Origin of the sequence: Streptomyces spongiae, from assembly GCF_009377185.1 — a bacterium.
In the GTDB taxonomy this organism is placed as follows: Bacteria; Actinomycetota; Actinomycetes; order Streptomycetales; family Streptomycetaceae; genus Streptomyces; species Streptomyces spongiae.
Genome location: NZ_VJZC01000212.1, coordinates 1 through 15,177, shown reverse-complemented (window position 1 = coordinate 15,177; position 15,177 = coordinate 1). Strand labels below are relative to the sequence as shown.

At 72.0% G+C, this 15,177-nt stretch carries 12 protein-coding genes; 6 read left to right on the top strand and 6 right to left on the bottom strand.

Annotated features, from left to right (window positions below):
* Window positions 1-71: 71 nt before the first annotated feature.
* Together FNH08_RS25745 and FNH08_RS25740 are read right to left on the bottom strand one after the other, a co-directional pair.
* A complete protein-coding gene (locus tag FNH08_RS25745) occupies window positions 72-1,118 on the bottom strand; it encodes a DUF2637 domain-containing protein (protein ID WP_152773922.1) in 1,047 nt (348 codons plus the stop codon).
* A gap of 391 nt (window positions 1,119-1,509) precedes the next feature.
* Window positions 1,510-2,352, bottom strand: coding sequence for a (2Fe-2S)-binding protein (locus tag FNH08_RS25740; RefSeq protein ID WP_152773921.1), 843 nt, complete (start codon window positions 2,350-2,352; stop codon window positions 1,510-1,512).
* A gap of 314 nt (window positions 2,353-2,666) precedes the next feature.
* Here FNH08_RS25740 and FNH08_RS25735 point away from each other — a divergent pair, with 314 nt between their 5' ends.
* The gene (locus FNH08_RS25735) at window positions 2,667-3,437 is read left to right on the top strand and encodes a GntR family transcriptional regulator (RefSeq protein WP_322725372.1); all 771 of its coding nucleotides are present in this window, start codon (window positions 2,667-2,669) and stop codon (window positions 3,435-3,437) included.
* Window positions 3,438-3,679: 242 nt separating this feature from the next.
* Here the strand turns inward: FNH08_RS25735 and FNH08_RS25730 are convergent, their stop codons facing one another.
* Both FNH08_RS25730 and FNH08_RS25725 read right to left on the bottom strand, forming a co-directional pair.
* Window positions 3,680-4,453, bottom strand: coding sequence for a hypothetical protein (locus tag FNH08_RS25730; RefSeq protein WP_322725371.1), 774 nt, complete (start codon window positions 4,451-4,453; stop codon window positions 3,680-3,682).
* Between the two features lie 164 nt (window positions 4,454-4,617).
* Window positions 4,618-6,366, bottom strand: coding sequence for a PucR family transcriptional regulator ligand-binding domain-containing protein (locus FNH08_RS25725; protein WP_152773919.1), 1,749 nt, complete (start codon window positions 6,364-6,366; stop codon window positions 4,618-4,620).
* Between the two features lie 329 nt (window positions 6,367-6,695).
* Here FNH08_RS25725 and FNH08_RS25720 point away from each other — a divergent pair, with 329 nt between their 5' ends.
* Genes FNH08_RS25720 through FNH08_RS25705 form a run of 4 tightly spaced genes read left to right on the top strand, consistent with a single transcriptional unit; the run spans window position 6,696 to window position 11,757 of the window.
* Window positions 6,696-7,586: an FAD binding domain-containing protein gene (locus FNH08_RS25720; RefSeq protein WP_152773918.1), complete on the top strand. Its 891-nt coding sequence runs from the start codon at window positions 6,696-6,698 to the stop codon at window positions 7,584-7,586.
* Entirely contained in the window at window positions 7,586-8,158 is a 573-nt protein-coding gene (locus FNH08_RS25715; protein ID WP_152773917.1) for a (2Fe-2S)-binding protein, read from the top strand. The genes FNH08_RS25720 and FNH08_RS25715 overlap by 1 nt, the downstream gene beginning before the upstream one ends.
* Window positions 8,159-8,162: 4 nt before the next feature.
* On the top strand, window positions 8,163-10,547 hold the full coding sequence (locus tag FNH08_RS25710; RefSeq protein WP_152773916.1) for a xanthine dehydrogenase family protein molybdopterin-binding subunit: 2,385 nt from the start codon (window positions 8,163-8,165) through the stop codon (window positions 10,545-10,547).
* Between the two features lie 28 nt (window positions 10,548-10,575).
* Window positions 10,576-11,757, top strand: a complete 1,182-nt coding sequence (locus FNH08_RS25705) for an XdhC family protein (protein ID WP_152773915.1) — start codon at window positions 10,576-10,578, stop codon at window positions 11,755-11,757.
* Between the two features lie 196 nt (window positions 11,758-11,953).
* Here FNH08_RS25705 and FNH08_RS25700 read toward each other — a convergent pair whose 3' ends face one another.
* Together FNH08_RS25700 and FNH08_RS25695 are read right to left on the bottom strand one after the other, a co-directional pair.
* Window positions 11,954-13,459 carry an FG-GAP repeat domain-containing protein gene (locus FNH08_RS25700; RefSeq protein ID WP_152773914.1) on the bottom strand — a complete coding sequence of 502 codons (1,506 nt, stop codon included), beginning with the start codon at window positions 13,457-13,459 and terminating at the stop codon, window positions 11,954-11,956.
* A gap of 248 nt (window positions 13,460-13,707) precedes the next feature.
* Entirely contained in the window at window positions 13,708-14,181 is a 474-nt protein-coding gene (locus FNH08_RS25695; protein ID WP_322725369.1) for an SRPBCC family protein, read from the bottom strand.
* A gap of 237 nt (window positions 14,182-14,418) precedes the next feature.
* Here FNH08_RS25695 and FNH08_RS25690 point away from each other — a divergent pair, with 237 nt between their 5' ends.
* The gene (locus FNH08_RS25690) at window positions 14,419-15,132 is read left to right on the top strand and encodes a hypothetical protein (protein ID WP_152773913.1); all 714 of its coding nucleotides are present in this window, start codon (window positions 14,419-14,421) and stop codon (window positions 15,130-15,132) included.
* The last annotated feature ends 45 nt before the right edge of the window (window positions 15,133-15,177 follow it).

Genomic DNA, 15,177 nt, shown 5'->3' with positions numbered 1-15,177 from the left:
GCTCGTATGCCGCGCCCCCGCCCCGTTCGGCCCGTGAAGGCGATGCGTGCCTTCGCGGGCGGGAGCGTGTTCTAGCCGAACTGCTGCTCCAGGTCCTTGAGTTTGCGCTCCAGGGAGTCGAGCCGGGGCAGCGCCATGGTGTCGTCCTCCGCGGTGAGGTCGACGGTGATCGGCTTGTCAGCCCCGCGGACGGGCTGCAGGGAGGGACGCGTACGGACGGGCAACGGCTCCGGGGTGGATATGGCAGGCTCCGACGAGACCTGCGCGGGTGCCCGCTCGACGGTCGTCGTCTCCACTTGCCGGCCGTCGCCGCGGCCGAGCAGGCCCCGGGGGCCGTGGCCACGGCTGATGGCCTTGAGCTGGGCGCGCTCCAGCTTGTGCTGATCGCGCCGACGCATCCGCTCCTGCTCCTTCTGGCGCCGGTCCTCGCGCACCTCGTCCACGGCCTCGTCCAGGCTGCGCACACCCTCCAGGAGCATGAGCGACCAGGCCCTGTACGTCTCCAGCGGGGCCCGCAGCCAGCGGACGATACGGATCTGCGGCAGCGGGCGAGGAACCAGCCCCTGCTCGCGCAGCGCGGCACGCCGGGTCTGCTTGAGCGCGCGGTCGAAGAGCACCGCGGCCGACAGGGACATGCCCGCGAAGAACTGCGGGGCGCCGTCGTGGCCGAGGCCCCTGGGCGCGTGCACCCAGTTGAACCACGCCGCCGCGCCCGCGAACGTCCACACGAGTATCCGGGAGCCGAGGGCCGCGTCACCATGGCTGGCCTCACGCACCGCGAGCACCGAGCAGAACATGGCGGCGCCGTCCAGGCCGAACGGCACGAGGTACTGCCAGCCGCCGGAGAGGGCCAGGTTCTCCTCACCGAAGCCGACCAGGCCGCGGAAGGAGAGAGCCGCCGCGACCGCGGCACAGCAGAAGAGGAGGATGTACGAGGCGGTGCCGTAGACGGCCTCCTTGCGCCGACGGCGCTCCTCGCTGCGCTCCCACGAGTCCTCGGTCTTCGCGTGCTCCCCGGACCGCTTGCCGCGCGCGAGCACCGCCATCGCCGCCAGCATGCCCAGGAGCAGCACGGCGCCCGGAAGCAGCCAGTTCAGCGATATGTCGGTCAATCTCATCAGGGGTCCCTTGCATTGGGATAGGGCGTAACGCCCGCCATAGTGGCCCAATCCCCACTGCCCTCAGGGGGTTTCGGGGCAAGAGACCGCCAAGGAAGTGCAAGGAGATGCGCAGGGCGGCATTCTGCTCGAACTACCGCGCGAGGGACGGGAGTTGAGTGCGAGCAACACTACCCGTACGGGTGGTTCCTCGGAAAGTTCCCGTGACGAGTGAGGAAGTTGTGAATTTCCTGTAACCCGAGCTCGGTCCATGGCGCGAGTTGATCTTACGGCAGATGTCGCGTTTCGCTACCCGGGGAGCATTGCGGATCGGTTACAGGACCCGCGGGGCGCCCGCGCCCGTGTGGGCCGCACGGGCGCGGGCGCCCATGCGGGCCCTCCGTACGGGGCGTCAGGCGGACGCGGCCGCCGTCAACTTGGCGACGCGTTCCGTGTCGCAGACGCGCGGGCAGGTGGGGCAGGTGTCCTCGGGGCGCAGCGTGTAGAACATGCAGCAGCTCACCCGGTCCCGGGTGGGCAACGACTCGCCGTCCGGGCCCGTCAGTTCGCGGAAGGCCGCGGAACCGACGTACGGCTTGGTCGTGCCGGGCAGCAGCAGCTCCAGCTCGCGCTGGGCGCGCTCCTCCTCGCCGAGCAGCTGGGCGACGTACCAGATCCCCTCGACGACCTCGTCGGTCGCCATGCCCCACAGGGCGCGCCCGCGGCGCCGCATCCGCGGGCCGAAGCCGGTGAGGATCGGTTCCACGTGCTCGGCGACCGCCGCCCGCACCTCGGCCCGCAGGGCCTCCTCGTCCGGTACGGCCCGCGCGCCGGGCAGGCGGGCCGCGGGGTCGTCCGGCAGGCATGCGAACGCGCCGACCCGGACGGCCAGGCGGCCCTCGGTCCGCTGGAAGGCGACGTGTTCCACGGGGAAGCGGGGCACCCGGCGCGACAGGAACCACGGGACGGTGAACAGCAGGCAGGCCGACCAGGCGTACCGGTGCAGGCCGAAGCTCGCGACGACGTCCGGGCGGCCCTTCTGTCCGTAGTCCCGCAGTATCTGCTCGTCGTCCCAGGTGAGGAAGGTGTCGAGGTCGGCTCCGCCCTCCGCGAGCCGTGCGACGGAGACCCAGCCGTCACCCCGTGGTGTCTCGTCCGCGGGGGAGAGTTCCGTCACGCCCAGATACGGATACACGTCGGTGAGCCGGGTGTACGCATCCGAGACCGGCGACGCGGCCGGTGCTGCAAGCGGCATGGGGACCCCCCGTTTCGCGGCCGTCGAGCCGAGCGGTGATCAACAGGTAAGGCTTACCTTACCCGAAGCGGTCGATATTTGAACTGACGCTCGGTGCGTTTATGGTGCTTTACGACCAGTAACAACCCCCGCAGTGAAATTCGAGCACCTCGCACACCATCGACCCCGGAGGAGACCCCGTGGAGCAGGCCGGACCGCGCCCGCGCGACCCGCAGGGCTCCACGGAGGGCGAGGGCGAGGGCGAGGGCGAGGGCGAGGTCGAGGTCGAGGGCGCGTCCGGGTCCGGGGCCGGGTCCGGGGCCGGGTTCGCCGAGGTGCGCGGGCGGACTGCCCGGGTGCCGGAGCAGCCCGGGGTGACGGATGTGAACCGGGAGCGGGGGATCGCCCCGGGGGCGGCTCGTCCCGGGCGGGGCGACGCGGTCCGTGGCGAGCACACCCACAGCGAGGCGCCCATCCCGCGTCCGGTCGTGCAGCGGGCCTCCGTGCGCGGACAGATCCTCGACGCCCTGCGCGCCGCGCTCGTGGCGGGGGAGCTCACGCCGGGTGAGGTGTACTCGGCGCCCGTGCTGGGCGAGCGCTTCGGGGTGTCCGCGACTCCCGTGCGCGAGGCCATGCAGCAACTCGCCCTGGAGGGCGCCGTCGAGGTCGTGCCCAACCGCGGCTTCCGCGTCGTCGAGCGTGGTGCTCGCGAGCTGGCCGAACTCGCCGAGATCCGGGCGCTGATCGAGATGCCCGTCGTGCTGCGGCTGGCCCGTACGCTGCCCGTCGAGCGCTGGGCCGAGTTGCGGCCCCTCGCGGAGGAGACGGCGCGGGTGGCGGCGTCGGGGTGCCGGGCTTCGTACGGTGAGGTGGACCGGGCGTTTCACCGGGCGGTGCTGGGGCTTGCGGGCAACGAGCAGTTGGTGCGGGTCGCGGAGGATCTGCATCGGCGTTCCCAGTGGGCGTTGGGGGGCGAGCCGACGCCGCGGTGTCGGGCGGGGTTGATGGCTGATGCGGCTGTGCATCTCGCGTTGCTGGATGCGTTGGGGGCGCGGGATGTGGGGGCCGTGCAGGCGTTGTTGCAGGAGCACTTCTCTGGGGTGTGAGTGCGGCGTTGGGGGTTCGGCTGGTTCCTGGGTGCGGGTTGCTTGTGGCTTGTCGCGCAGTTCCCCGCGCCCCTTTCAGGGGCGCGCGCCGTCGGGCTTTTGGTCGTTGCCGGGTGCGGGTTGTGTGTGGCTGGTCGCGCAGTTCCCCGCGCCCCTGATGGGGCGCGTCCTGGTTGCTCGCGGCCGTGCGGCGGAGCCGCGTATCGGTGCAGCCCCGCGCCCCTGACGGAGCGCGGGTGTCCTTATGCCGTTGCCGCCGGTGGAGCCAGTTGGCGGGACAGCCAGGTGGGGACGCCGCCGAGTAGACGGAAGAGGCGGGTGGCTTCTGCTCGTAGGCGGGTTGCTTCCGGGTCCGTTTCCGCGTCTGCCAGGGACGCGAGGGCCGGGGCCGTGCCGACGAGGTAGCCGAGTTCCTCGCGGATGCGGAGGGATTCGGTGAAGCCGTGGCGGGCCTCGGCCAGTTCGCCCTCGCGGAGGGCGAGTCCGGCGAGGTGGCGCCATGTGAACGAGAGCAGCAGCAGGTCGCCGTGGGCGGTGGCGCCCGCGTGGGCGCGGCGGTAGGCGGCCCGGGCGGACTGCGGGGAGTGGGCCAGGTTCTCGGCCAGCAGGCCGCGGCGGAAGTCCAGCAGGGCCCGGCCCGGTGCGCCCGGCGCGATCAGGGCCGCCGCCCGGCCGAGCGCCGCCCGTGCCTCGTCCGCCCGGTCCCGCACGCCCAACAGCGTGGCCGCGTAGGCCAGTTGACCGCGCTCACAGGCCGCCGCTCCCCGCTCGTCGTCGCTCTGGGCCTGCGCCTCGGCCGTGCGGAGCGCGTCCTCCGCGTCCTCCCAGCCCTGCTCGGTGTAGAGACAGCGCTCGACGAGGAGCGAGGTCCGCTGGAGCGAGGCCGCCGGCGTGGTCGGCCGGATCAGCGCCGCCGCGTCGGCCCAGCAGGCGCGCGAGCGCAACCGCCATACCGCGGTCTGGAGCGGATCGTCACCTGAGGTCGTTCCCGTACCAGACATGGCGGGATACGCCACGTTGCCCTCCCCGAGCGCGCCTTCGAGCTGTTGAGTGGTGGCGGCATCTCAGCACGGATCGCGGTACCCGGCCAAGGGGTCGGGTGAAGGATTTCACAAAGTCATGGGGTGAGACGGGGCGCACGGACGGCACCGCGTGCCTCCCACCGCGCACCCCCGTGACCTCAGCTCATGCGCAACGCCAGGAAGAAATCCAGCTTGTCCTCGAGGCGCGAGAGGTCCCGGCTCGTCAACTGCTCGATACGGCCCACCCGGTATCGCAGCGTGTTGACGTGCAGGTGCAGGCGGGTGGCGCAGCGCGTCCAGGAGCCGTCGCAGTCGAGGAACGCCTCCAGGGTGGGGATCAGTTCGGCGCGGTGGCGGCGGTCGTAGTCACGCAGGGGGTCCAGGAGGCGCGCGGTGAAGGCACGTCGTACGTCGTCGGGGACGAACGGGAGCAGGAGCACGTGTGAGGCCAGCTCCTGGTGGCCCGCCGCGCACACCCGGCCGGGCCGCGCCGCCGCCACCCTGCGCGCGTGCCGTGCCTCCTCCAGCGCCCCGCGCAGTCCCTCGGCCGAGTGAACCGCCGCGCTCACACCGAGCGTCACCCGTCCGTCGTCGTTCAGCCCGGCCGTCAGCGGGTCGCGCACGGACTGCAGGAGGGTGTCGGCGAGGATCCCGGTCTCGGAGCCGTCGTGCTCGGAGGAGACCGCCGGGAGCGGGACGAGGGCGACCGCCTCGTCACCGGTGTGGGCCACGGCGACGCGGTCGAAGTGCTCGGGGCCGGTCGACTGGGGGTACCCCTTGCCCGGTGAGCCCGGTGAGCCCGGTGAGCCCGGTGAGCCCGGTGAGCCCGGTGAGCCCGGGGACGGTTCGACGAGGATCTCCTCCAGCAGTGCCTGCGCCACCGGCCCGCCGTCGATCTCCCCACCGTCCCAGTCCACGCCGGCCACGACCACCTGCCAGTGCGGGGCCGCGCCCATGCCCGGCAGCAGCACCGGGGCCGCCACCCGCAGCCGGGCCGCGATCTCGGCGGGCGCGGCACCCGTCTGCACCAGCTCCAGGACCTCCTGGGCGAGCCGTCGCCGTACCGTACGGGCCGCCTCCCGCCGGTCGCGCTCGACCGCGATCAGCTGGGTCACCCCGTGCAGCAGGTCGAGCCGTTCCTCGGCCCAGTCCCCGGCGTCCGCCTCGACCGCGAGCAGCCACTCGGAGAGCACGGTCTCGCGCACGTCCCGGGCGGCGGCCGCGGTCCGGCCGGTGCTGCGGATCGGGAACAGCGAGTACGTCGTCGTGCCCACGGCCACCCGGTGCGGTGCGCGCCGGCCCGTGCGTGTCGCCGCCAGATGCTCGGCGGCCAGCCCGGCGCACACGTCGGCGGGCAAGGCCGGCCCGCTCACCCTCGGGCTCGCGACGACCCGCCCGGCGGGCGAGAGCACCCAGGCGCGCAGGTCCAGGTCGGAGCCCAGCAGGTCGAGGACCACGTCCGGGCCGCCGCCGGCCGGTCCCGAGGTCATCATCCGGCGGTGCCGGTCGACCACGGCCGCCAGGTCACCGGCCCGCTCGCCCGAGACCTGCCGGACGACGTGCTCGGTGATCGCCGCGAAGGCCACCGACTCGTTGACGGCGAGCAGGGGCAGCCGGTGCCGGGCGCAGGCCACGATCAGGTCCTGCGGCACCTCCCTCAGCTCGGCCTCACCGGCCGCGAGCGCCGTGACCCCGGCGCCCACCAGGATCCGTACGAACGGCTCGGAGTCCGTGGCGTCCCGGCGCCAGGCGAGCCCCGTGAGGACGAGCTCACCGCCCGAGAGATAGCGGCTGGGGTCGCGCAGGTCCGTGGTCATCACACCGCGCACGGTGCGGTCCAGTTCGTCCTCGCCACCGAGCAGCCGCAGGCCCAGCGCGTCGGTGTCCAGCAGTGCGCGCAGCCGCATGTGTCTTCGCCGCCGTTCTTGTCGGGGTCGTCGTCGGGGGTGCTTTCCGGCCGCCGGGGCGGTGTCCTGGGCTTTCGTGGCTGTGCTCGCTGTTTCCCGGGGGAAACGGAGACGTTACCGATGGCCTTCGTTCATACGAATCTACAAGATGGGCGTTCTGGCCAGGTAACTCCTTCATGTTTTCCGTGACTGACCCCGCCCGAGTACGGGGCTGTGTACTGGACTCATCCCCTGTGAACAGCTCAGGAACGAGCCGGGCCACCCGCACACGATCTGGCTCAAAGGGAACGACCCACGAGACCAAGAAGAGACGAAGAAGAGAGCCGGTCATGGACTTCCTTCGCCCCGCCAGCTGGGAGGAGGCGCTCGCCGCGAAGGCCGAGCATCCCACCGCTGTGCCGATCGCGGGTGGCACCGACGTGATGGTCGAGATCAACTTCGACCACCGCCGACCCGAGTACCTCCTCGACCTGACCCGCGTCGGCGACCTCTACGAGTGGGAGGTCGGCGAGGACAGCGTCCGGCTCGGAGCCTCGGTCCCGTACACCCGGATCATGGAGAACCTGCGGGCCGAGCTGCCGGGCCTCGCCCTCGCCTCCCACACGGTCGCCTCGCCGCAGATCCGCAACCGCGGCGGCGTCGGCGGCAACCTCGGCACCGCCTCCCCGGCCGGCGACGCCCACCCGGCGCTCCTCGCGGCGGGCGCCGAGGTCGAGGCCGAGTCCGTACGGGGCTCGCGGCGCATCCCGATCGACGCCTTCTACACGGGCGTCAAGCGCAACGCCCTCGCGGCCGACGAGCTGATCCGCGCGGTCCACATCAACAAGGCGGACGGACCGCAGCAGTTCTCGAAGGTGGGCACGCGCAACGCGATGGTGATCGCGGTGTGCGCCTTCGGTCTCGCGCTGCACCCCGGGACCCGCACGGTCCGCACGGGCATCGGCTCGGCGGCTCCCACCCCCGTCCGCGCCACGGTCGCCGAGGAGTTCCTGGGCGCGGCGCTCGACGAGGGCGGCTTCTGGGACAGCGGCCGGATCATCCCCCCGTCCGTCGCCCGGCAGTTCGCCGAGCTCTGCTCCGCCGCCTGCAACCCGATCGACGACGTCCGGGGCACCGCGGGCTACCGTCGCCACGCGGTCGGCGTCATGGCCCGCCGGACGCTGATGTGGACCTGGGAGTCGTACCGCGGCACCGACCGCGCCACCGAGGGAGCTGCGTAATGCGCGTCAACTTCACGGTCAACGGCCGTCCGCAGGAAGCCGACGACGTGTGGGAGGGCGAGAGCCTCCTGTACGTGCTGAGGGAGCGGCTGGGACTGCCCGGTTCCAAGAACGCCTGTGAGCAGGGCGAGTGCGGGTCGTGCACCGTACGGCTGGACGGCGTGCCGGTGTGTTCGTGCCTGGTCGCGGCCGGTCAGGTCGAGGGGCGCGAGGTCGTCACGGTGGAGGGGCTTGCGGAGTACGCCCAGCAGCGCTCCCGCGGTACGGGGGCGTGTGGGACCTCGCTGGACGAGGCCAGGTGGTGGTCGGCGCAGGGCACCGACTCCGGGACCGGCGAGGGCACCGAACTGGCCCCCGTCCAGCAGGCATTCATCGACGCGGGCGCCGTCCAGTGCGGCTTCTGCACCCCGGGCCTGCTCGTCGCCGCCGACGAGATGCTGGAGCGCAACCCGAACCCCACCGACGCGGACATCCGCGAGGCCCTGTCGGGCAACCTCTGCCGCTGCACCGGCTACGAGAAGATCATGGACGCGGTCCGCCTGGCGGCCGCCCGGCAGGGAGAGGCGGTCTGAGCCCATGCGGACCAACGGCACTCCCACCCAGCTCACCCAGGGCTCGCGGACCAGGGGCGGCATCGGCGAGTCCACACTCCGCCCCGACGGCACCCTCAAGGTCACCGGCGAGTTCGCGTACTCGTCCGACATGTGGCACGAGGACATGCTCTGGGGCCAGATCCTGCGCTCCCCGGTCGCGCACGCCGAGATCGTCTCCATCGACACGAGCGAGGCCCTCGCGACACCGGGTGTGTACGCCGTCCTGACGTACGACGACCTGCCGACCGAGGTGAAGCACTACGGCCTGGAGATCCAGGACACCCCGGTCCTCGCCCACGGCAAGGTCCGTCACCACGGCGAGCCCGTCGCGGTCGTCGCCGCCGACCACCCGGAGACCGCGCGCCGCGCCGCCGCGAAGATCAGGGTCGAGTACCGCGAGCTGCCGGTCATTACCGACGAGGCCTCCGCGACCGCGCCCGACGCGGTCCTCGTCCACGAGAACCGCACGGACCACCACGCGTCCCACGTCTCGCACCCGAACATCGTCCACCGCCAGCCGATCATCCGCGGCGACGTGGAGGAGGCCCGTCGGCGTGCCGACGTGATCGTCGAGGGCGAGTACGTCTTCGGCATGCAGGACCAGGCATTCCTCGGCCCCGAGTCGGGCCTCGCGGTCCCCGCCGAGGACGGCGGCGTCGACCTCTACGTAGCCACCCAGTGGCTGCACGCCGACCTCAGGCAGATCGCCCCCGTCCTCGGCCTGCCCGAGGAGAAGGTCCGCATGACACTCTCCGGCGTCGGTGGTGCCTTCGGCGGTCGCGAGGACCTGTCGATGCAGATCCACGCCTGCCTGCTCGCCCTGCGCACCGGCAAACCCGTCAAGATCGTCTACAACCGCTTCGAGTCCTTCTTCGGACACGTCCACCGCCACCCGGCGAAGCTGTACTACGAGCACGGCGCGACGAAGGACGGCAAGCTCACCCACCTCAAGGCCCGCATCGTGCTGGACGGCGGCGCGTACGCCTCCTCCTCACCGGCGGTCGTCGGCAACGCCGCCTCGCTGGGCGCCGGCCCGTACGTCGTCGACGACGTCGACATCGAGGCCGTCGCCCTCTACACCAACAACCCGCCCTGCGGCGCCATGCGTGGCTTCGGCGCCGTCCAGGCGTGCTTCGCGTACGAGGCGCAGATGGACAAGCTGGCCGCGAAGCTGGACATGGACCCGGTGGAGTTCCGGCGGCTGAACGCCATGTCGCAGGGGGCCGTGATGCCCACCGGCCAGGTCGTCGACTCCCCGGCCCCGGTCGCCGAACTCCTGCGCCGCGTCAAGGCGATGCCGCTGCCGCCCGAGCAGCAGTGGCTCACGGCGGGCGAGGACGCGGACGTACGGCAGCTCCCGGGCGGCCTGTCCAACACCACGCACGGCGAGGGCGTCGTCCGCGGCATCGGCTACGCGGTCGGCATCAAGAACGTCGGCTTCTCCGAGGGCTTCGACGACTACTCGACGGCGAAGGTGCGCATGGAGGTCGTCGGCGGCGAGCCGGTGGCGACGGTGCACACGGCCATGGCGGAGGTCGGCCAGGGCGGCGTCACCGTCCACGCGCAGATCGCCCGCACGGAACTGGGCGTCGCACAGGTGACGATCCGCCCCGCGGACACACAGGTGGGATCGGCGGGCTCGACGTCGGCGTCGCGCCAGACGTACGTCACCGGCGGCGCCGTGAAGAACGCCTGCGAGCTGGTGCGCGAGAGGGTCCTGGAGCTGGGCCGCCGCAGGTTCGGCACCTACCACCCGGCCTGGGCGACCGCCGAACTCCTCCTGGAGGGCGGCAAGGTCGTCACCGACGGCGGCGAGGTCCTCGCCGACCTGGTGGACGTGCTCGGCGACGAGGCCGTCGAGGTCGAGGAGGAGTGGCGCCACCGGCCCACCGAACCCTTCGACCTGCGCACGGGACAGGGCTTCGGCCATGTGCAGTACTCGTTCGCCGCGCACCGGGCCGTCGTCGAGGTCGACACCGAACTCGGCCTGGTCAAGGTCATCGAGCTGGCCTGCGCCCAGGACGTCGGCAAGGCGCTCAACCCGCTCTCCGTCGTCGGCCAGATCCAGGGCGGCACGACGCAGGGGCTGGGCGTCGCGGTGATGGAGGAGATCGTCGTCGACCCGAGGACGGCGAAGGTCAGGAACCCCTCCTTCACGGACTACCTCATCCCCACGATCCTCGACACCCCGACCATCCCCGTCGACGTGCTCGAACTCGCCGACGACCACGCCCCGTACGGTCTCCGCGGCGCCGGAGAGGCCCCCACCCTGTCGTCGACTCCGGCCGTCCTCGCGGCGATCCGCGACGCGACGGGACTGGAACTGAACAGGACGCCGGTACGCCCGGAGCACCTGACCGGTACGTAACCCACTGGCCGGCGGAGGAGACCGAGAGATGCTGGACATCGCCGAAGAACTGCACCGGTGGGTCGAGCAGGGACGCGACATCGCGGTGGCCACCGTCGTGGCCGTCGGCGGCAGCGCGCCCCGCCGGCCGGGCGCCGCCCTCGCGGTGGACGCCGACGGCACGGCGATCGGCTCGGTCTCCGGCGGTTGCGTGGAAGGCGCGGTCTACGACCTGTGCCGACAGGCCCTGGAGGACGGCGAGCCGGTCCTCGAACGCTTCGGCTACAGCGACGAGGACGCCTTCGCCGTCGGCCTCACCTGCGGTGGCGTCATCGACATCCTCGTCACGCCGGTCCGTTCCGGCGACCTGGCCCGCCCGGTGCTCGCGTCCGCGCTCTCCGCCGCCGCGCGGGGCGAGGCGGTGGCGGTGGCCCGGATCGTCTCCGGCCCGGCGGAGCTGTTGGGCCGCGCGCTCCTCGTACGACCCGACGGTGTGGACGAGGGTGTGTCCGACGGCACGTACGAGGGCGGCTTCGGCGCCCACCCCGAACTGGACCGTACGGTCGCGGCCGAGGCGGGCGCCTTCCTGGACGCCGGCCGCACCGGCACCCTGGAGATCGGAGAGCGGGGCTCGCGCTGCGGAGCACCGCTCACGCTGCTGGTGGAGTCCTCGGTCCCACCGCCCCGGATGATCGTCTTCGGCGCGATCGACTTCGCCTCGGCACTCGTCCGCGTCGGCAAGTTCCTCGGCTACCGCGTGACGGTCTGCGACGCCCGCCCGGTGTTCACGACCACGGCCCGCTTCCCGGAGGCCGACGAGGTGGTGGTCGAGTGGCCGCACACGTACCTGGAGCGCACCCCGGTCGACGCCCGAACGGTCCTGTGCGTCCTCACCCACGACGCCAAGTTCGACGTACCACTGCTGAAGCTCGCGCTGCGGCTGCCCGTGGCGTACGTCGGCGCGATGGGCTCTCGCCGTACCCACCTCGACCGCGACGCGCGCCTGCGCGAGGTCGGCCTGACGGAACGGGAGCTGTCCCGCCTCCACTCCCCGATCGGCCTGGACCTCGGGGCCCGTACCCCGGAGGAGACGGCCCTGTCCATCGCGTCCGAGATCGTCGCGGTCCGGCGGGGCGGCAGCGGGGTGTCACTGACCGGGGCGCACACACCGATCCATCACGACGCGGCACCGGAGCGGATACCGGTGAGGAGAATCGGGTCGGTGGCCTAGCGTCTGCCGGGTTCTTGTGGGCGTTCGGGTGCGGGTCCGTCGTGGTTGCTCGCGCAGTTCCCCGCGCCCCTGAAAAGCCACCGGGCGAGTCCCTGCTCTTAAGGGGCGCGGGGAACTGCGCGACCAGCCACCCACGACCCGCACCCGAACACCCACAGGAACCCGGCAGACGAGACGCCGCGGGCGGTCCGGCCGGCTAGCGGCCGAGGAGTCGGCCGAAGCCTTTGTGACGCTCGATCTTCTCGTCGGACGGGGCGGAGACCGTACGCGTACCGCCGGCCCCGACGACCCCCCTCTTCACCCCGGTCGTCCAGATGGCGCCGTCCATCTGCCGCCGGTCCGGCAGGCCGAGGGAGATCTCCGGCTTCTTGTCGCCGGTCAGGTCCGACACCTTGAGGTTGAAGCCGATACGGACGCGGGCCCACCCCGTGGGGAAGCCGGGAGCGGTCGGCGCGTAGAACTTCGTGTCCCTGGCCTTCACCCCGGAGGCGCTGCCCGGCAGGACGTACAGGCCGCCACCGCCGTGGTCGGGGCTGCCTCCGTCGTCCGTCTCCGGCCACCCCTCGCCGTAGCCGGAGACCACCAGGTCCGGGTAGCCGTCACCGGTGATGTCCCCGGCACCCAGGTCGTGTCCGAACTGGTTCATGTCGCCGGGCGCCCCGGGCACGCCCGGGGTCTCCTTGGTGATGACCCTGACGGCGCGGTCCGGGTCGATCCCCCGGGCAGAACCGTAAGAGACGTGCACACGGCCGGTCGCGGACCAGTCCTCGACGGTGTGGTAGCTGTCACCGACGGCGATGTCCCCGTAACCGTCCTTGTCGAAGTCGGCGACCACGGCGGTGGACCCCGCGCGAACCGTCACCGGTGTCGACCGCAGTCCGGAGGCACCGCCGAGCATCACCCGGCCCGGCTTGTGGCTGCCGGGGGTCTTGTCCCCGAGGATGACCAGATCGTCGATCGCGCCCTTGTTGACTCGTCCGACGGCCAGTCGTCCGTTCTGCCAGAAGCCGAAGGAGAGCGTCATACCGGGGTCCACCGGCACCACGCCCGCGGGCTTCCCGGCGGAGCTGAAGGGGCCCCGGAACAGATCGAGCCGGTTCCGGTGGGCGATCACCAGGTCGGTCTTCCCGTCGCCGGTGAAGTCACCGGCGGCGAGCGCGCTGCCGAAGTTGCCGGACGCCGCCGGGGCGTTGTCGGCCACCTGGGCCCCGCCCGTGAGGCCACCCGGGCTGCCCCAGAGCAGGGTGACCCTGCCACGGTCGTCGTCCTTCTCCACCACGTCCGACCAGGAGGCGCTGACCGCGAGGTCCGCGTAACCGTCCGCGTTGAAGTCTCCGTTGGCGATCACATCGCCGAAACCGTTGTTGAGCCCCGCCTTTCCGGGCACACCGGGGCTGTCCTGGGTGATGGCCTTGAGCCCGGTCCGCTGTACGCCGGACGCGGAGCCGTAGGCGACCGAAACGTACCCGGCGGCCCAGCCGGCGTTCTCCGCGGTGCCCTCGACCCTGAGGTCGGCCTGGGACGAAGAGGTCGCCAGATCGCGGTAACCGTCACCGTTGAAGTCGTCGGGGAAGCGCGTGGCCGCCGGTCTGTCGGCGGCCGCCGCCGGCTGGGCGGTGAAGGTCAGGGGGACCAGCAGGCCCCCGGTGATCGCCGCCGCCGTGGCGGTAGCCAGGGAAGCGCGGCGGATACGAAGGTGCAACGTCTCTCTCCCGTCGACAAGGGCCGCTCCACGAGGGTGCGGTACGGCTCCATGTGCCTGGCCGGACCGGAAGGACCGCCAGGATCAGCACGGGCAAGACCTTCGATGAAATGGAATGGTTGTACGAAAACCGGCGAAGTGTTGCGGGTTTATGCGGTGCCCTTCGTTCCGCCGGACACGCGCCGACGCCGTGTCAGAACCGCGTCAGAACCGCGTCAGAACCGCGTCAGAACCGCGTCAGTACGGCGTCAGTACCGTGTCGCTCGTCCTTGGGAGCCGGGCTCCCGTAGCAGGCCGTCCACCGCGCGGCCGAACGTCCAGTGGGCCGTCCGTGCCAGGGGCCGGTCGAAGGCGCGGGGCAGGAGGCGCACCGACAGGTCCTCGCGCCAGATCACTCGGGATCCGCCGTCGCCGTGCGGATGGACCTCGATCTCCGCCCAGCCGGTGACGAAGCGTCCCTTCTTGGCCAGGCGGCACTGGGCGGCGGTGGTGGTGTCCCTCGCCGGTGGCCGCCAGGTGACGACCTCCATGGGGTCGTCGAACGCGAGGGGGCCGACCCCGGAGCGGGCCACGAAGACGGTGCCCTCGCGGGTCGGCGGGGCTGTGCGCAGGGTGACGCGGGTCAGGGGGACTACGTCGGCGTGGCGTTCCCAGTCAGTGAGGCGCAGCCACGCCTGGTCGACGGGGAGCGGGGTGACGCGTTCCAGGGCGAAGAGGACCACGACGTGATCGTAGGCAGTCCGGCGCGGACAGGAAGCGGCTCAGGGCGCCGGGCACGACTGCGCGTCAGGCTCCGAGGCGGCATGGTGGTCGGTTGGTCCGGCATGCCGCCTGTTCCGGGTATGTCACTGGTTCCAGGCATGATGCGCACCTTTTCGTGGCAATCTCTCGGGTGGGATCGTTGGGGGTTCCGGCTGTGACGGGCCGGACGGGGGATGCGCAACAGGGGGACGCGTCAGATGACCGAGCACGCTTTTCCGGAACTCTTCGAGGAACCACTGTCGCTCGCTCTCGACCGCCGCGGACGTGCCGGTGAACCGGCCCCGCCCGGCCCGCCGTTGGAGGGGCGCGTCCTGCTCGGTGGGCCGCTGTCCGTGCCCGTGACCCCGGAGTACGTCGCCGAGGACCGCGACATGGCCCTGTTTGTCGAGCAGGAGGCCGCGCGGGCCGTCTACCACGTGGTCCACCTCGCGGTGACGATGGCCACGGAGCCGGTGTCCCCGCGCCTCGACCATGTGCAGATCGACCTCGAACTGTCCACCTCCGCCGGCGCGGGGGGCAACGGCGGCGAACCGCCGCTCGCCTGGTCGATGGCACCGCTGAAGGTCACCGAGGAGACGGAGATCGGTACGACCTTCAAGCTCGGCCCGCAGCTGAGGATCGCTCAGGTGCAGGGCTCCCTGGGCGAGGTCAGCCGGACCCGGACCGGTAGGCGCACCGTCCCGCTCCTGGAGGCGACCGGCGAGCTGAGCCCCGAGCCCCGTTGGGTGCTGCGGGGAACGAAGGGCGTGCCACTCAGCGGTTCACAGCGCTTGGTCGTGGTGATCCGGGTGCCGGTCGGAAGTCGGACAAGAGTGGTCACAAGCGTGCGCGCGGCAGTCGTGAAGGGCTCAATTCTCCGCAAGTACGTTCGTCAGCTGCCGGAGCCGTTGAGCCTGTCCACAGTGGTGTGATCCGCCGCGACGCAGGTGCGGGCGCCGGGGCGGTAGGGGGAGGTA